Origin of the sequence: Parabacteroides sp. CT06, from assembly GCF_002257605.1 — a bacterium.
Lineage (GTDB): Bacteria > Bacteroidota > Bacteroidia > Bacteroidales > Tannerellaceae > Parabacteroides > Parabacteroides distasonis.
This window is the reverse complement of record NZ_CP022754.1, coordinates 1059049-1075635: the sequence shown is the minus strand read 5'-3', so window position 1 is coordinate 1075635 and position 16587 is coordinate 1059049. Positions and strand designations below refer to the sequence as shown.

Sequence of the window (16587 nt, the reverse complement as noted above, 5' to 3'; positions counted from 1 at the left end):
TATGGATATAGGAACTATTTCTTCCCGGTATGCCAAAGCGCTTTTCTCCCTAGCGAAAGACAAGGAACAGGAAAGCCGGGTATATGATGATATGAAGATGTTGGCGGACAGCTTCTCGATGGAGCCAGAGCTTAGGGGCGCCTTGAGCAACCCGATCGTTTCCGTACCGGAGAAAGTGAAATTGCTTACGGCAGCGGGAGGTATCGAGGTATGCGAGCTATATACACGTTTTATCAATCTGGTATTAGCCCATAAACGGGAGACACTACTGCCCCTCATCGCATACATTTATATCCATTTGTACCGGAAAGAGAAGAAGATTACCCGGGTACGATTCGACACAGCCGTAACGGTAGACGATGCGGTCAAGTCTCACCTGCAAGACAAGCTACGGAAAGAGACGGGATGCACGATCGAGTTCTCCGGCCACGTGGAACCGGAACTAATCGGGGGCTTCCGCCTACGCATCGGCAATTACCGGATAGACGCTAGCTATGCGACGCAACTACGGGATATCCGTACCGGGCTACTCGAAAACAGATAAAAAAGAAGAAGTATGACAGAACAGATAAAAGTGAGTGAAGTCTCCTCCATCCTGCGCCAGCAATTGGAAGGAATCCATACCAGCATCAAGCTGGAGGAGGTCGGGACCGTATTGCAGGTGAGCGACGGCGTGGCCCGCATCTACGGGTTGGATAATGCGGAGGCGAACGAGTTGCTTCAATTCGATAACGGGATGGAAGCAATCGTGATGAACTTGGAGGAAGATAATGTAGGCGCCGTCCTTTTAGGTCCGACCGACCAAATCAAGGAGGGCGACACCGTAAAACGCACGGGCCGTATCGCCTCTATCGATGTCAGCGAGGGGATGATCGGGCGTGTGATCGATCCGTTGGGAAACCCGATCGACGGGAAAGGCGAGATCCTTGGCGAGACTTGCGAGATGCCGCTTGAGCGCAAGGCTCCGGGCGTGATCTTCCGTCAGCCGGTAAACGAGCCTTTGCAAACCGGTATCAAGGCCGTAGACGCTATGATCCCTATCGGGAGGGGGCAACGTGAGTTGATCATCGGCGACAGGCAGACGGGAAAGACCTCGATCGCTATCGATACCATCATCAACCAACGTAGCAACTACGAGGCAGGGAACCCGGTTTACTGTATTTACGTGGCGATCGGGCAAAAGGGTTCCACGGTAGCGGCCTTGGTGAACACCTTGCAAGAGAAAGGAGCCATGGACTATACGATTGTCGTAAGCGCGACCGCCTCCGACCCGGCAGCCATGCAATATTTCGCCCCGTTCGCCGGAGCGGCCATCGGAGAGTACTTCCGGGATAGCGGACGACACGCCTTGGTGGTCTACGACGATCTGTCCAAACAGGCGGTCGCCTACCGTGAGGTTTCCTTGATCCTTCGCCGTCCTTCCGGACGTGAGGCGTACCCGGGTGATATCTTTTACCTGCACTCCCGCCTATTGGAACGTGCCGCCAAGATCATCAACCAGCCGGAGGTAGCCCGTGAGATGAACGATCTCCCCGAAAGCATGAGAGACAAGGTGAAAGGCGGTGGCTCCTTGACCGCTTTACCGATCATCGAGACTCAGGCGGGAGACGTATCGGCTTATATCCCGACCAACGTGATCTCTATCACCGACGGACAGATATTCCTTGAGACCGATTTATTCAACCAAGGGAACCGCCCAGCTATCAACGTCGGAATCTCTGTTTCCCGTGTAGGCGGTAACGCGCAATTAAAGGCGATGAAAAAGGTAGCAGGTACCTTGAAAATCGATCAGGCTCAGTTCCGTGAATTGGAATCATTCTCCAAGTTCGGGGGCGAGATGGATGCCGTCACCGCTTTCACGATCGATAAGGGGCAGAAGAATACCCAGTTACTGATACAGCCTCAATATAGCCCGATGCCAGTGGAAGAGCAAATCTCGATCCTTTATTGCGGAACGCAAGGTCTGCTGAAAGAGGTTCCATTGGACAAGGTGCATGAGTTCGAGGCAAGGTTTTTGCAAGAGTTACGTACCTCTCACCAACGGGACGTACTGGATGTCTTAAAGACCGGCGTTATCAATGATGAGATACGAGGTATATTGGAAAAAACAGCGAAGGAGTTATGGGTTCATTGAAAGAAATAAAAGTCCGGATCGCCTCTATACGGAGCACGCAGAAGATCACCGCCGCCATGAAAATGGTATCGTCGGCCAAGTTTCATCATGCCCAGACGCAAACCGAGCACACACTTACATATGCTAATAAACTATCCGCTATCTTAAACGGTCTTCTTTCGGCGGAATGCGACCTAGACTCACCTTACACCGAACAGCGTAAGGTGAGCAAGGTGGCTATCGCCGTATTCGCCTCGAGCACGGGGTTATGCGGGACATTCAATGCCAATATATGGAAAGAGTTATCCGCCACGATCCAGACTTATAAGAACCAGCAAATAGAGGTACGCCTCTACCCTATCGGCAAGAAAATAGCGGATGAGCTTCATAAAGCGGGTTATAGCTTCGACACTGATTTCATCACGATCGGCGAAAAACCGTCTTATGAAAGCGCCGTATCCTTGGCGAACCGTCTCATGGAGCTGTTCGTCACAGGTAAAGCAGACCGGGTGGAATTACTGTATCACCATTTCAAGAACATGGCGACACAAGTCGTAACCCACAAGACGTATCTTCCCCTTTCCCTCTCGGATACGGAAGCGGCGGAAACGGCCACCGACTACATCCTTGAGCCCTCGGCGGAAGAGTTGCGTAACCGGCTTTTCCCGAAATTGCTGAACCTAACCATCTATACGATCCTACTCGACACCTCAACCGCCGAGCACGCCGCCCGTATGATGGCCATGCAGACCGCCAACGACAACGCAAACGATTTAATCCAACAATTAACTTTGCAATATAATAAAACCCGCCAGCAGGCCATCACCAACGAATTGCTGGATATCATGGGAGGAGCGGCCGTTTCATCGTAATAAAAACGGGATGCTTCCTTGGCTAAACAGACAATGATCCGTATGTAAAACACTTTACTAACGGATCATTTCTTATTTACAAAAAAAAGTAAGACCTTTGCTCACCAAAACATAAGCCTGTATACATTTATATTATACCAATCTAGGATCGTACTTATGATGAATCAAGAAAAGCTAAAAGGGCATCTCCTTATTTTAGCGGCCAACATCCTGTTCGCCATTAATATGCCCGTATCCAAATATCTACTCCCCGAGCATGTGCAACCCGAGGCGCTGACCAGTATGCGGATGAGCTTCGCTTGCGTGATGTTCTGGATCACCTCCCTATTCGTTCCCTATGAGAAAGTGCCGTTGAAGGACTTGGGACTTCTATGCCTTTGCGCCCTTTGCGGAGTAGGCTTGAACCAAGGGCTGTTTATCTGGGGATTGAATACCACGTCGCCGGTAGACGCTTCCATCATAGCGACCGCCGTCCCCATCTTTGTCATGATCTTGGCGGCCCTGATCCTAAAGGAACCGATCACACGGATGAAAACGTTCGGGGTACTGCTTGGCATATGCGGGGCGATCTCCTTGATACTACAATCCACGCAAGGTTCCAATCAAGCGAGCAGTCTAGGGGGAAACCTGTTGATTACGGTTAGCGGATTCATGTACTCGATCTATTTGGTAGTATCCAAGCCACTAACACTCAAGTACTCATCCGTCACGATGATGAAATGGATGTTCCTGTTCTCCACGCTGATTACCCTGCCTTTCGCTATCGAATCCATCTGGAATACCCCGGCTTTCCACAAAGAGGTCTTCGACGGCCAAGAGTTGGGAGCCATCTTCTTCGTGTTATTCGGGGCCACGTTCGTACCCTATTTATTAATACCGCTGGCCTTGAAGCGAATCCGCCCGACTACCGTCAGCATGTACAATTATATCCAACCGATCGTAGCTTCCTTTATCGCCGTATTCATCGGTCAGGATAGTTTTAGCGTAACGAAACTAGTATCGGCCGCACTTGTTTTCTCCGGCGTCTATTTAGTGACCCAAAGCAAGAGCCGGGCGGACCTTGAACAACAAAATAGTCAATCTTTTAGCAAAAACGCTTGCAATATGAAAAATAATGCGTAATATTGCCCCCATAATATAAAAGAATAAGTAGCATACAAAATCAATGATGAGTGTAGAGTCCTCATATTATACATGGGCATTGATGACCCCTTGGGGGGTTAGAATCTATTAATAAGCATTCGCGTAGACCACGTCACGCTATGTCGCAATCTCGTATTGCATCCTTTTTTATTTCTCCTTTTACATAAATAAGTTTAATCAATCGGTTATTGTCGGTTGCTAATCATGAAAAAGCCTTTTCTTGATTGTCAATCCTCGATGAACCATTAAAAATACATATCGATGAAAGTATTAAAATTCGGCGGAACATCCGTAGGTTCCGTGAATAGTATCTTAAGTGTAAAGAAAATAGTAGAGGCTATCGAAGAGCCCGTAATCGTGGTTGTCTCCGCCTTAGGGGGCATCACCGATAAATTACTGGCCACTTCTACCATGGCTTCTAAAGGCGACCTTGCCTACGAGAAAGAATTATCGGAGATCATCGCCCGCCATCTGGACGTGATCGAGGGAGTGATAGAGGACAAGGAGGTACGCATGGATGTCCAGAAGAAAGTGATGGCTTTACTGGATGAATTGAGCAATATTTTCAAAGGTGTTTATTTGATTAACGATTTATCCGCCAAGACATCCGATACGATCGTAAGTTATGGCGAGCGCCTATCTTCCTTGATCGTCTCGAACGTGATCAAGGACGCTAAGTTATTCGACTCACGCAAATATATCAAGACAGTCAAGCAATTCAACAAGCATATCGTGGATTTCGACTTGACCAACAAGCTCATAAAAGAGACCTTCTCGCCGCTGCCCAAGGTTTCCTTGGTGCCCGGATTCATCTCTTCCAGCACGGAAACCGGAGAGGTTACGAACCTCGGACGAGGGGGATCGGATTATACCGCCTCCATCTTGGCGACCGCCTTAGACGCTAACACCTTGGAGATATGGACGGACGTGGATGGTTTCATGACCGCTGATCCCCGTGTGATCAGCTCCGCCTACGTAATCGACCGGCTTACTTTTACGGAGGCGATGGAGTTGTGTAACTTCGGGGCGAAAGTAATCTATCCGCCGACGATCTATCCGGTTTATCATAAGAATATCCCGATCCGTATCTTGAATACCTTCAACCCGACCGCTCCCGGAACCTATATCTCGAAAGAGCGGGTGAAAGAGGAAGGCAAGGCCATCATCAAGGGTATCTCCTCCATCAACGATACCTGTTTGATCACGGTACAAGGTTTAGGTATGGTGGGCGTGATCGGCGTGAACTACCGGATCTTTAAGACGCTCGCCAAGAATGGCATCAGCGTATTTATGGTATCGCAGGCCAGCTCCGAGAATAATACGACTTTCGCCGTACGTAACGCCGACGCTGATTTGGCCGTACAAGTATTGAACGACGAGTTCGCCTTGGAGCGTGCGCAGGGTGATATGAACGATACCGTAGCGGAGAAGGATCTGGCTACCGTCGCTATCGTAGGCGAGAACATGAAACGTACCCCGGGTATCGCCGGTAAGCTGTTCGGTACGCTGGGACGTGCGGGCATCAGCGTGATCGCTTGCGCCCAAGGCGCTTCCGAGACGAATATCTCTTTCGTTATCAAGCATAAATACCTTCGCAAGGCGTTGAACTCCATTCATGACTCTTTTTTCCTATCCGAATATAAGGTATTGAACCTTTTCATCGCCGGTGTAGGAACCGTAGGCGGCAATTTATTGGAACAGATACGCATCCAGCAACCGAAACTGATGCGGCAAAACGGTTTGAAGCTGAATGTCGTAGGTATCTCAAACTCCAAGAAAGCCCTTTTATGCCGGGAAGGGATCAACCTCGACAATTATCTGGAGGAGCTGAAGGAGAACGGGGAAGAGAGTAACCCGGAACATCTATGCGAGGAGATCGTAAAGATGAATATCTTCAACTCCGTATTCGTGGACTGTACGGCAAGCCCGGACGTGGCGGCTCTTTACGAGACGTTGATGAACAATAACGTATCCGTCGTGGCGGCTAATAAAGAAGCGGCTTCCTCCTCCTACGATAATTATACCAAGCTCAAGGAGACCGCCCGCCACCGAGACATCAAGTTCTTGTTCGAGACGAACGTAGGCGCCGGCCTCCCGATCATCAATACGATGAACGACTTGATCAATAGCGGTGACCATATATTGAAACTGGAGGCCGTACTTTCCGGTACGCTGAATTATATCTTTAATACGATCAGCGCCGATATTCCTTTCAGCGAGGCGATCCATATGGCAAAGGAAGCCGGATACGCCGAGCCGGACCCACGTATCGACCTTAGCGGCAAAGACGTAATCCGTAAGCTGGTTATCTTGGCCCGTGAGGCCGGTTATCCGGTGGAGCAAGCCGACGTAAAACGGAACCTGTTCATCCCGGAAAAGTACTTCGAGGGTTCCCTTGAGGACTTCTGGAAGAATATCAAGGATACAGATGCCGGTTTCGAGGAGAAACGCCAGCTACTGGAAGCGGAAGGCAAACGCTTCCGTTTCGTGGCGAAGATGGAGAACGGCGCTTGCGAGGTAGGCCTACAAGCCGTAGACAGCCACCATCCGTTCTATGAACTGGAGGGCAGCAACAATATCATCATGATCTCCACCGAGAGATATCATGAATATCCAATGATCATCAAGGGATACGGTGCCGGGGCCGACGTGACGGCCGCAGGCGTATTCGCCGACATCATATCCATCGCAAATATTCGATAGGTATGAAGCACATTATCATTTTAGGCGATGGAATGGCCGACGAGCCGATAGAGGCCCTGGGAGGCAAGACTCCGATGCAATACGCCAAGACGCCTTATATGGATAAATTGGCGGAACTGGGAGTAACCGGGCAGATGAAAACCGTAGCGGATGGTTTCCATCCCGGTAGCGAGGTCGCGAACATGGCGGTATTAGGCTATGACCTGCCCTCCGTATACGAGGGACGGGGTGTATTGGAAGCCGCCAGTATAGGCGTCGCCCTGCAGCCCGGCGAGATGGCGATGCGTTGTAACTTAATCTGCGTAGAAGGCGACATCTTGAAGAATCACTCTTCCGGCCATATCTCCACGGAGGAAGCGGACGAGTTGATCCAATGTCTGAACGAGCGATTAGGCTCCGACCGTGTTAAGTTCTATACAGGTGTCTCCTATCGCCACCTATTGGTAATCAAAGGAGGCGATAAGCGTCTGGATTGCACGCCACCACACGACGTACCCCTCCATCCTTTCCGGCCTTTAATGATAAAACCGGAAGTTCCGGAAGCACGAGAGACCGCCGATTTATTAAACGAATTAATCCTCAAGTCCCAAGAGATCTTAAAGGATCACCCGGTGAACCTCAAACGTATGGCAGCGGGGAAAGATCCGGCGAACAGTATCTGGCCTTGGTCTCCGGGCTACCGTCCGGCCATGCGAACGATGCGGGAGATGTACGGCTTCGGGAAAGGCTCCGTGATCTCCGCCGTCGATCTCATCCGGGGAATCGGCGTTTACGCCGGCCTCGAGGTGCTTCACGTAGAGGGAGCTACCGGATTATACGACACGAACTACGAGGGAAAAGCGCACGCCGCCCTTGAGGCCCTCAAGACAAACGACTTCGTCTACCTGCATATCGAGGCAAGCGACGAGGCCGGGCATGAAGGAGACGTAGACCTAAAGATCAAGACGATAGAGTATCTGGACAACCGTGCCGTACGTATCATCTACGAGGAAACGCAAAAATGGGACGAGCCGGTAGCAATCGCTATCCTTCCGGACCACCCCACTCCTTGCTCCATACGTACGCATACGAATACCCCGGTTCCATTCCTGATTTACAAGCCGGGCGAGCAACCCGACTCCGTTACCACATTTGATGAGTTCTCCGTATCAAACGGCAAATATGGCATACTGGAAAAAGATCAATTTATAAAAGAATTTCTAAACGATTAGAGCATGAAATATTACAGCACAAACAAACAAGCCCCTGTAGCCAGCCTAGAAGAGGCCGTCGTAAAAGGTCTGGCCGGCGATAAGGGATTATATATGCCCGAGTATATCGACTCCTTGGACGAGGAGGTGATAGCCAACATGAAGAACCAGTCCTTCCACGAGATCGCCTGCACAGTAGCTCAGATGTTCTTCGGGGAAGACATCGAGCCGGAGGTATTGGACGGTATCGTAAAAGATACGCTCTCCTTCGAGACCCCGGTGGTACCCGTAAAGGGTAATATCTATAGCTTAGAGTTATTTCACGGGCCTACATTGGCCTTTAAGGATGTAGGAGGGCGCTTCATGGCTCGTCTGCTCGGTTATTTCATAAAGAAAGAGGGATTGAAGCAAGTAAACGTATTGGTAGCTACTTCCGGCGATACGGGAAGCGCCGTCGCCAACGGATTCCTAGGCGTTCCGGGCATTCACGTGTATGTGCTTTATCCCAAGGGAAAGGTCAGCCCGATACAGGAATGCCAGTTCACGACATTAGGACAGAACATCACGGCATTGGAGATAGACGGCACGTTCGACGATTGCCAAGCGCTGGTTAAATCCGCCTTTATGGACGAGGAATTAAACCGTCATATGAAACTGACCTCGGCGAACTCCATCAACGTAGCCCGTTTCTTGCCCCAATCGTTCTACTATTTCAACGCTTACGCTCAGCTGGACAAGCTGGGAAAAGCGGACGAGCTGGTTGTTTGCGTGCCGAGTGGTAATTTCGGAAACATCACCGCCGGATTGTTCGCCTATTGGATGGGGCTCCCTATCAAGCGTTTCGTAGCGGCAAACAACCGTAACGACGTATTCTTGGAATACCTGAATACAGGAACTTATACACCCCGCCCATCAGTCGCCACCCTAGCGAACGCCATGGATGTAGGCGATCCGAGTAATTTCGCCCGTATCATCGACCTATTCGGCGCATTCAATGATCCTCATAAAGAAATATGCGCACTGATCTCCGGACATCGCTATACGGACGAGGAAATCGCCTCTACGATGCGAGCCGTCTATAAAGAGACGGGATATATCCTTGACCCGCACGGAGCCTGTGGCTACCAAGGATTACTTGACAGCGATCTAAGCGAGACCGAGACGGGTCTATTCCTCGAGACCGCCCATCCCGCCAAATTCAAAGGAACGGTCGATAAGATATTGGAGGCAGATATCGAGATCCCGGCGAAACTGAAAGCCTTCATGGAAGGAACCAAGCAAAGCATCGAGCTGGCAAAAGATTTCGAGGGATTCAAATCTTTCTTGATGAGCCGGTAAAAACACGTATATAGGCATCGCCCCACACGTATATAGATATCGGTCTACGCCAATATACGTGTAGGTTTATATCGATATACGTGTGGGGCGATGCCTACATACGCTCAATCCACCGCCCACTCTTTCATCTCATACATATCCTTATATTCCTCCCAATCCGGATCCATCTCGGTATAAATAGAGATGGGCAGTAATTCGAAAGGAGCCAAGGCCTCATTCAAGCGTTCGCCGAATACACGCACGGTACGTGTGTAAAACACCCAGACCTTCTCTCCTCCTCCGGTATAGACACCCGTCAGGATAGCCAGCTTGTCTTTCTTTTCCATCGCCTTACGAAGCGCTTCCTCCACGGCCTCCATTTTCTCGCCAAGGTCATCGCTAGGAAGACCTCTCCCATCTCCCTCGTATTTCCAAGTGATCTCGACACGTTCCTTGAACTTACCGGATTCGGTGAACTCATTCAACTCGTCCCGCCCGTAAACGGTAATCATTTGCCCTGACTCGTTTTCCGAGAGAGCCGTAAACCATACATCGCTTAATCTCATATTTATATTTTCTATTTATCTATAAGTATTCCTTACTGACTTTACCGGGTAAAAATACGACAAAAAAGGCTGCGTCCGGTGAAGATACAGCCTTTTTATATTTCTCGACGGAAATTTATTATCTCTTTCCTAATCTATGATCCATAATGGCGTAATGGCATTCCCCATAATTCTTCAATTGATCCACGATCTCTTTAGCCGTAGATTCTTCCTCTACTTGCTCGCGTACGAACCAGAACAAGAAATCACGGGAAGCATGATCCTTATCAGCCTCGGCGATATCAACCAATTTGTCGATCAACTCTGATACATAGCACTCGTGTTTGTAAACATGCTCGAATACCTCCAACGGATTTCCCCAGCCTGTCGGAACCACGTTGATCTGGCCGATCGTAATATCGCCACCACGATCCAAGGCGTAATCGATCAACTTATGAGCATGCTCCAATTCCTCAGCCGCTTGTTTCTTCATCCAATGGGCGAACCCGTTCAACCCTGCTTTCTGGAAATACACGGACATTGACAAATACAAATTCGAAGACCACATCTCCGCATTAACTTGGGCATTGAACGCCTCTGATAAATTTCTACTTAAGATCATAATTTTATCATTGTTTAAAAATGTTGAAGTATTATCCGTTCACGAAATTTCACTATGCAAATATAAATAAAAGTAGGATTCCTTATCTCATTTCCGCCCTTAGATATTGGCTACTTTCGAAAATTTTTCTAACTTACGCCCTTATTTGATAAACATCATGCAATACACCGACAAATATCGATCTCCCTTGGGAGAAATAACCCTAGCCAGCGATGGCGACCACCTGACAGGATTATGGTTCGACGGGCAAAAATATTTTGCCGCCACTTTATCGGCGGAACACCAAGAAAGAGAACTGCCGATATTCGAGCAAGCCAAAGAGTGGCTGGATAGCTATTTCATGGGTAAGATTCCCAGCTTCACCCCTCCTATCCATCTGGAGGATACGCCTTTCCGACTTGCGGTATGGGACTTATTGAGCAAAATACCTTATGGCGAAGTCGTAACCTACAAGGAGCTCGCCGGGGAAATCGCCCGGCAAAAAGGTATCCCGAGCATGTCTACGCAAGCGATCGGAGGAGCGGTAGGCCATAACCCGATCAGTATCATCATCCCCTGCCACCGTGTCGTAGGCAGCGATGGCAGCCTAACCGGATACGCCGGAGGTATCGACAAAAAAAGGAGCCTGCTTACAATCGAACGGGCCAAAGGATTCTAAAACCGTATCAGTATGCGCACATTTCGTTCTATCGATGAATTGGTTCGTACGCTCGACCGAGAGAGGGAACTGCTACGTGAGATGTTTCATAAACGGACCTCCCTTTCTTTCAAATACGATTTCGCGGTGGAGCTGACCGATTATAAGGAGGAGCGGGTACAGAGCTTAATCAATCACGGAGTGATACGTAGTAGCGGCGATTTCTTGGAGATGGAAGACATTTACCTAAAGTTCTTCGAGGAGGTGCTGCAAGTGAACGAAGAGGTGAATGTAGCCTATATACAAGGACATCTCAGCAAGCTGAACGAGCAGATAGAGTATTATCTGAAAGAGAATAACGAGAGGCGGCGATATAACTACCATAATGACGTGCGCCGTACGCTCAAGAACATAGCGCTCACCACGGTACGCAACGTGATCGACCTGAAGCGGAATCTGGACAGCACGTATAAGAACGAGCCGAACTATCAGATAAAGAAAGTAAAACTGCAACGACTGGGCGAGAAACTGAAGAATATCATCCAACTCATCAACAAGTGCGAAAATGCGATCGATAAAGATCAATTGCTCTTCTTCCGCAAGGCAATGGATGCCCAGATGCGTGCCACGGTGAGCGACGTGAAGTTGCAACTCATCGACTCCTCCCACAACCTCATGGAGATACAGCGGCAAATCGTTCATTACCTCAACATGATCGAATACCAAAATCGAATCTTCGAGAAAGTACGCAAGCTGAAGTATCTTAAAGAGCAATTCCTGCTGGAGGAGAATACGAATATCAAGCAAGTGCTGGCTGAACGTAACCATGTGTGGATGGAGCCGCAACCTAGTTATCGCATCAAACTTTCAATAGATTACCTGCGCAATTCGGACGAAGCGCTGACACTTATCAAGAAACTCGCCACTAAGCTTAAAAGGCGTGACGATAAATCGAGAGACGTAGCGGAAGCAATACCTACCGAATATCTGGAAGGTAAGGCGGAAGTGATCGATCAAGTGAACTTGAGGGAAGTGTACAACTCGTTTGTGGCTTCCGGCGAGCATCTTTTCGCTTTTGTCATGAATTACGCTTATAAGAATGCGGTAAGTACAGAAGACAAGCTCGTCTTTTTCTGCCAGATAGCCTCTGAATATGCCGAAGATTTGAACTTTTCCGACCGTTACGAATGTAAGGGACAGGTAGAGTATCCCTTAGTTTTCCCTAAATAATTCATCAACCATGAAATATACCGAAGAAATATACAGTACATTGAGCCATGGCGGATTTATCTCGTCCAATAGCCTTTCGCCCGCAGTCCGTCGCTACTACGATGCCATCGAAGAGGAGTTGACCGACTATTATGAATATTATAAAGGCATAGGTTTCTATCTTGAAAGCGGCAATGGCTACTACTTTTTCGCACGTAAAGAAAGCAAGGCGGATATAGATCGTAAACTCGAAGCCGCCGCTCGCTGGATAGATTATCTCTGCTTCTTGAAAACCTACAATTCAGCCTTCGGCCCCGGTTTCGTATTCAGCAAGTCGGACATAGTGACACAAATACGTACCGAAATCGAGCTGAAGGAGCAAGCCAAGGAACTCTTTAGCGACAAGAAAGGTTTCGAGGAAATCGTTGATAAGCTCATCAATGAGTTAAAGACTATGGGATTTATAGAGTATGAAGACGAGGACGAAGGCACTTGGAAGGTACTAACGGCTTTTCATTATATAGAAGAGTTGGTAGATTGTATTAACATAACAGAAGAGGGACAAGATGAGATACCTGAATAAAATAGTTTTCCTGAATAGTGCGCATATCCCTTATTCCGAGATTCAACTGGACGGAAACGTGCATTTCATTGGTACGCAGGGTGTAGGAAAGAGTACGCTGCTCCGGGCTATTCTTTTCTTTTACAACGCCGATAAGCTGAGGCTAGGCATACCCAAAGAGAAAAGAAGCTACGATGAGTTCTACCTTCCTTATGCCAACTCATTCATCGTCTACGAGGTGATGCGTGAAAACGGCCCTTATTGCGTGATGGCTTTCAAGCAACAAGGGCGTGTGGCTTATCGATTTATTGACGCACCCTATCAGTCGTCATGGTTCGTCAACGAGCGTCGTGAGGTTCGTGCTGATTGGATCTCTATTCGCAAAGCCATTGGCACAGAGACGCAAATCAGTCGTATCGTCGTTTCTTATCAAGAGTTCCGGGATATTATTTTCGGCAACAATCGTCGTCCCGATCTCATAGGTTTCCGTAAATACGCTATCGTAGAAAGCCCCAATTATCAGAATATCCCCCGAACCATACAGAATGTGTTCCTCAACTCCAAGCTGGATGCCGATTTCATCAAGGACACGATAATCCGCTCCATGAATGAGGAAGAGGTGAATATAGACCTTGATGTCTACCGTAACCAGACGAAAGATTTCGAACAGAATTACAATGACGTTACGCTTTGGCTGGACAATGAAAAACCCGGAGGGTCGCCGGTACAAAGACAAGCCGGGAAAGTGATGCAAAGCTATCGCGACTTATTGTACATGGATAGCCACATAGCCAAGGGACGTGCCGAATTATGCTATGCAGAGAAATCAGCCTTGAAGCAGCGCCCATTAATTGACGAGGAAATATCCAGACACAAAACCGAGCTGGAACGTGTACATCGCTTACAAAGTGAGGAGACAAAGAAATACCAAGAGGGACGGGACAAATTGATAAAAGAGAAAGGCTCGGTTGATGCCGACTTAAAACGTGCCAAGCAGAAACAGCTGGAGTACGAGCAGATGAACATTACCGAAATAATTCGCAGGGTAGAGCAGAAAAGTGCGGTTACCGATGAATTAACACGCCAACAGCAACGGAGGCAGGAACTCACACGTGCCTACGATGATGTCATAGCCAAATACAGCGCACTTATAGAACGGGTAGATACCGACTTTCGAGCCTTTGAGAATGCGCAACACGCATTGGTGAACGAAAGGGAATATGCGACAAATAAGCAGAACGAGAGCTTGATGCAGACACGGCGCAATGAAGAGAACGAGGTATATACGCGTTTTGAGGAGAAATCGCAACTCTCGGCAGACAAACTCCAGCAACTACGAGAGGAGAAATCGCAACAAAACAATGAGTTGCTACGGATAGCCCACGAAGCTCCCTATAAAGAAGAACATGCCAAAGCCGACGAGGAACTGAACAAACTGAATACTCGTGCGCAGGAGTTGAAAATGTCCATTCAGCAACTCTCTACGCAAGCTGTAAGCCTGCGTCAAGAGGCTGGAATGAAGTTACGGGAATTGGAGTTGGCACAGGCTCAGCCTCTCGCTAACGCACAAAAAGAGAAGCAAGAGATAGAGGAACAAATAGCCCGGCTGGAGTCGCTCATCGAACGGCGCAAAGGTTCGCTGGCCGAATGGCTGGACAGGAACAAACCCGCATGGAAAGATACGATCGGAAAAATAGCCGATGAAGAGAAAATACTTTATCGCAATGACTTGGCTCCGCAGGTAACCAACCAAGGGGAGGCTTCCTTGTATGGCGTGCAAATAGACCTTACGGCATTGGAACGCAATTTCCGTACCCCCGAGGAATTGAAAGCAGAACTGGCCATATACCAAGGAGCATTGTCACAGTGCGTCAAGCGGATCAATATGCTACACCAAGAATTGGCAGAGCAAACGGAGGCTTTGAAGAAACAATACAACAAGCGCTTGCGTGAGATAACAGACCGACAGCGTCTGCAAGAATCCGAACAACTTCAGCTTCCCGCATTCATCAAGAACGCCATGGCACAATCCGCCTCATGGCAAAAGAAGACGGACGATTGGCGTGAACAGCGTATGGTTGAAATCCGGATGAAACAGAACGATACGGCTCATCGACTGGCGCTTTGCGAGGAAGAGATAAAGAAGTTGAAGGCTGATCGTGCGCATCGTCTTAAGGTATGCGAGAAAAGTTACAAAGAGAAGAAGCTCCGGCTGGAACAGGAACTGAATAACTACCGCAACAGTATCGAGACAGAAATAAAACTTCACAAGCAGCAATCGCTGGAACGCCGTAAAGAACTGGAGGCTTCCCAACAAGCGGAGCTTAGCGGAAAAGGCGCCGACACGGCAGCCATCGGAAAATATGACGCACGCATCCTGCAGATTCAAAAAGAGCTGGCTTACATCGAGAAACATTTCCCCGACACCATCCGCTATCAAAAGGACAAAGAGGAACTTTTTGATCGTGAACCACAACTTCGCAGTAGAAAGAAGATGCTTGAGGATGAATTGGCCACGCTTGAAGAACGTTTCACTTTGCGTAGCGAGAAACTGAACATACAAGAAAAACATCAGCAAGCCTTATTAGGCAAGGGCATCGAAACAAAGAGAAGCTTGGAGGAAGGTTTGGCACAGGCCGCCAAATTTCACGAAGACTCCACTTTCTGCCCACCCGAAGTAGTAGTGACCGAAGAGAGGCAGACCTGGAAGAGTTGCGCAGAGTTGGTGCAAGAGTTGAAAGACCATATCACCGGCCGCATGAAACAATTGGAAGAATTCAAACGGATGGTTAATCTGTTTAAAAGCAACTTCTCGGCCAAGAACACGTTCAGTTTCCGCACCGATCTGTCTACGGAGGAAGACTATCTGGATTTTGCCTCCAACCTCTGCGAGTTTGTGGATAATAATAAGATCCTCGATTTTCAGAAACAAATCAGCGAACGCTATACACACATCATTCAGCGCATCTCCAAAGCGGTAGGCGAGCTTACCCAGAATGAAGGTGAGATACATCGTACCATAGGCAATATCAACAAGGATTTCGAGCGCCGTAACTTTGCGGGAGTGATACGCAAAATAGAACTCCGTGCACAACCCAGCAGCGACCGACTGATGCAACTCCTCAAGGAAATAAAGAAATTTTGCGATGAGAACGAATTCAATATGGGTGAAGTAGACCTCTTCTCGCAAATGGATCTGCGCGAGGTCATCAACAGGCAGGCCGTGCGCTATTTGCTCAACCTCATGAAGGAATTGCAAAATGAACCGTCCCGTAAGCGGTTGCTGCTCACCGATACGTTTAAACTGGAGTTCCGCATCACGGAGAATGACAACGATACGGGATGGGTAGAAAAGATATCAAATGTAGGTTCGGATGGAACGGACATCCTGGTAAAGGCCATGGTGAACATTATGCTCATCAATGTCTTCAAAGAGAAAGCCTCACACAAGTTTGGAGAGTTTCGTTTGCATTGCATGATGGATGAGATCGGGAAATTGCACCCCACCAACGTGAAGGGTATCCTTGACTTCGCCAACAGTCGCAACATTTTGCTTATCAACTCCTCACCTACTACCTATAATGTAGAGAGCTATCGCTACACATATTTGTTGGGTAAGGACAGTGGAGCCAACACCAAAGTTACGCCATTATTGAAATATGATAATTAATGTT

General features: G+C 48.4%; 13 protein-coding genes. 11 read left to right on the top strand and 2 right to left on the bottom strand.

From position 1 onward, the window contains the following. Position 1 precedes the first annotated feature (1 nt). From CI960_RS04745 to thrC, 7 genes are all read left to right on the top strand, one after another. On the top strand, positions 2-544 hold the full coding sequence (locus CI960_RS04745) for a F0F1 ATP synthase subunit delta (protein ID WP_005861788.1): 543 nt from the start codon (positions 2-4) through the stop codon (positions 542-544). 12 nt (positions 545-556) lie between these two features. Further along, positions 557-2134 (top strand): F0F1 ATP synthase subunit alpha, encoded by a 1578-nt coding sequence (atpA, locus tag CI960_RS04740; protein ID WP_005861786.1) that lies wholly within the window; start codon positions 557-559, stop codon positions 2132-2134. After that, positions 2122-2985: a F0F1 ATP synthase subunit gamma gene (locus CI960_RS04735; protein ID WP_005861784.1), complete on the top strand. Its 864-nt coding sequence runs from the start codon at positions 2122-2124 to the stop codon at positions 2983-2985. Before atpA ends, CI960_RS04735 begins: the two co-directional genes overlap by 13 nt. A 156-nt stretch (positions 2986-3141) precedes the next feature. Then, the gene (locus CI960_RS04730; protein WP_005861782.1) at positions 3142-4107 is read left to right on the top strand and encodes a DMT family transporter; all 966 of its coding nucleotides are present in this window, start codon (positions 3142-3144) and stop codon (positions 4105-4107) included. 282 nt (positions 4108-4389) lie between these two features. Continuing rightward, on the top strand, positions 4390-6831 hold the full coding sequence (gene thrA / locus CI960_RS04725; protein ID WP_005861780.1) for a bifunctional aspartate kinase/homoserine dehydrogenase I: 2442 nt from the start codon (positions 4390-4392) through the stop codon (positions 6829-6831). A gap of 2 nt (positions 6832-6833) precedes the next feature. Then, on the top strand, positions 6834-8042 hold the full coding sequence (locus CI960_RS04720) for a cofactor-independent phosphoglycerate mutase (protein ID WP_005861778.1): 1209 nt from the start codon (positions 6834-6836) through the stop codon (positions 8040-8042). 3 nt (positions 8043-8045) lie between these two features. After that, complete coding sequence (thrC, locus tag CI960_RS04715) at positions 8046-9359, top strand: threonine synthase (protein ID WP_005861776.1); 1314 nt, start codon at positions 8046-8048, stop codon at positions 9357-9359. A 104-nt stretch (positions 9360-9463) separates the two neighbouring features. Here the strand turns inward: thrC and CI960_RS04710 are convergent, their stop codons facing one another. Further along, the gene (locus CI960_RS04710; RefSeq protein ID WP_005861774.1) at positions 9464-9904 is read right to left on the bottom strand and encodes a DUF695 domain-containing protein; all 441 of its coding nucleotides are present in this window, start codon (positions 9902-9904) and stop codon (positions 9464-9466) included. 118 nt (positions 9905-10022) lie between these two features. Continuing rightward, positions 10023-10505: a ferritin gene (locus tag CI960_RS04705; RefSeq protein ID WP_005861772.1), complete on the bottom strand. Its 483-nt coding sequence runs from the start codon at positions 10503-10505 to the stop codon at positions 10023-10025. Between the two features lie 157 nt (positions 10506-10662). On the opposite strand from CI960_RS04705, the gene CI960_RS04700 reads away from it, so the two are divergent. The 4 genes from CI960_RS04700 to CI960_RS04685 are packed head-to-tail and all read left to right on the top strand — an operon-like array spanning position 10663 to position 16583. Further along, positions 10663-11163: a methylated-DNA--[protein]-cysteine S-methyltransferase gene (locus CI960_RS04700; protein WP_005861770.1), complete on the top strand. Its 501-nt coding sequence runs from the start codon at positions 10663-10665 to the stop codon at positions 11161-11163. 12 nt (positions 11164-11175) lie between these two features. Then, entirely contained in the window at positions 11176-12372 is a 1197-nt protein-coding gene (locus CI960_RS04695) for a hypothetical protein (protein WP_005861768.1), read from the top strand. A 10-nt stretch (positions 12373-12382) separates the two neighbouring features. Continuing rightward, positions 12383-12934 carry a hypothetical protein gene (locus CI960_RS04690; RefSeq protein WP_005861767.1) on the top strand — a complete coding sequence of 184 codons (552 nt, stop codon included), beginning with the start codon at positions 12383-12385 and terminating at the stop codon, positions 12932-12934. Further along, positions 12918-16583: an ATP-binding protein gene (locus CI960_RS04685; protein WP_005861766.1), complete on the top strand. Its 3666-nt coding sequence runs from the start codon at positions 12918-12920 to the stop codon at positions 16581-16583. The genes CI960_RS04690 and CI960_RS04685 overlap by 17 nt, the downstream gene beginning before the upstream one ends. The last annotated feature ends 4 nt before the right edge of the window (positions 16584-16587 follow it).

Bases quoted from the DNA above. Each gene is read 5' to 3' on its own strand.
- CI960_RS04710 (WP_005861774.1), bottom strand. From the start codon at position 9,904: ATGAGATTAAGCGATGTATGGTTTACGGCTCTCTCGGAAAACGAGTCA.
- CI960_RS04700 (WP_005861770.1), top strand. From the start codon at position 10,663: ATGCAATACACCGACAAATATCGATCTCCCTTGGGAGAAATAACCCTA.
- CI960_RS04730 (WP_005861782.1), top strand. From the start codon at position 3,142: ATGATGAATCAAGAAAAGCTAAAAGGGCATCTCCTTATTTTAGCGGCC.
- thrA (WP_005861780.1), top strand. From the start codon at position 4,390: ATGAAAGTATTAAAATTCGGCGGAACATCCGTAGGTTCCGTGAATAGT.
- CI960_RS04690 (WP_005861767.1), top strand. From the start codon at position 12,383: ATGAAATATACCGAAGAAATATACAGTACATTGAGCCATGGCGGATTT.
- CI960_RS04745 (WP_005861788.1), top strand. From the start codon at position 2: ATGGATATAGGAACTATTTCTTCCCGGTATGCCAAAGCGCTTTTCTCC.
- CI960_RS04695 (WP_005861768.1), top strand. From the start codon at position 11,176: ATGCGCACATTTCGTTCTATCGATGAATTGGTTCGTACGCTCGACCGA.
- CI960_RS04735 (WP_005861784.1), top strand. From the start codon at position 2,122: ATGGGTTCATTGAAAGAAATAAAAGTCCGGATCGCCTCTATACGGAGC.
- CI960_RS04705 (WP_005861772.1), bottom strand. From the start codon at position 10,505: ATGATCTTAAGTAGAAATTTATCAGAGGCGTTCAATGCCCAAGTTAAT.
- CI960_RS04720 (WP_005861778.1), top strand. From the start codon at position 6,834: ATGAAGCACATTATCATTTTAGGCGATGGAATGGCCGACGAGCCGATA.
- CI960_RS04685 (WP_005861766.1), top strand. From the start codon at position 12,918: ATGAGATACCTGAATAAAATAGTTTTCCTGAATAGTGCGCATATCCCT.
- thrC (WP_005861776.1), top strand. From the start codon at position 8,046: ATGAAATATTACAGCACAAACAAACAAGCCCCTGTAGCCAGCCTAGAA.
- atpA (WP_005861786.1), top strand. From the start codon at position 557: ATGACAGAACAGATAAAAGTGAGTGAAGTCTCCTCCATCCTGCGCCAG.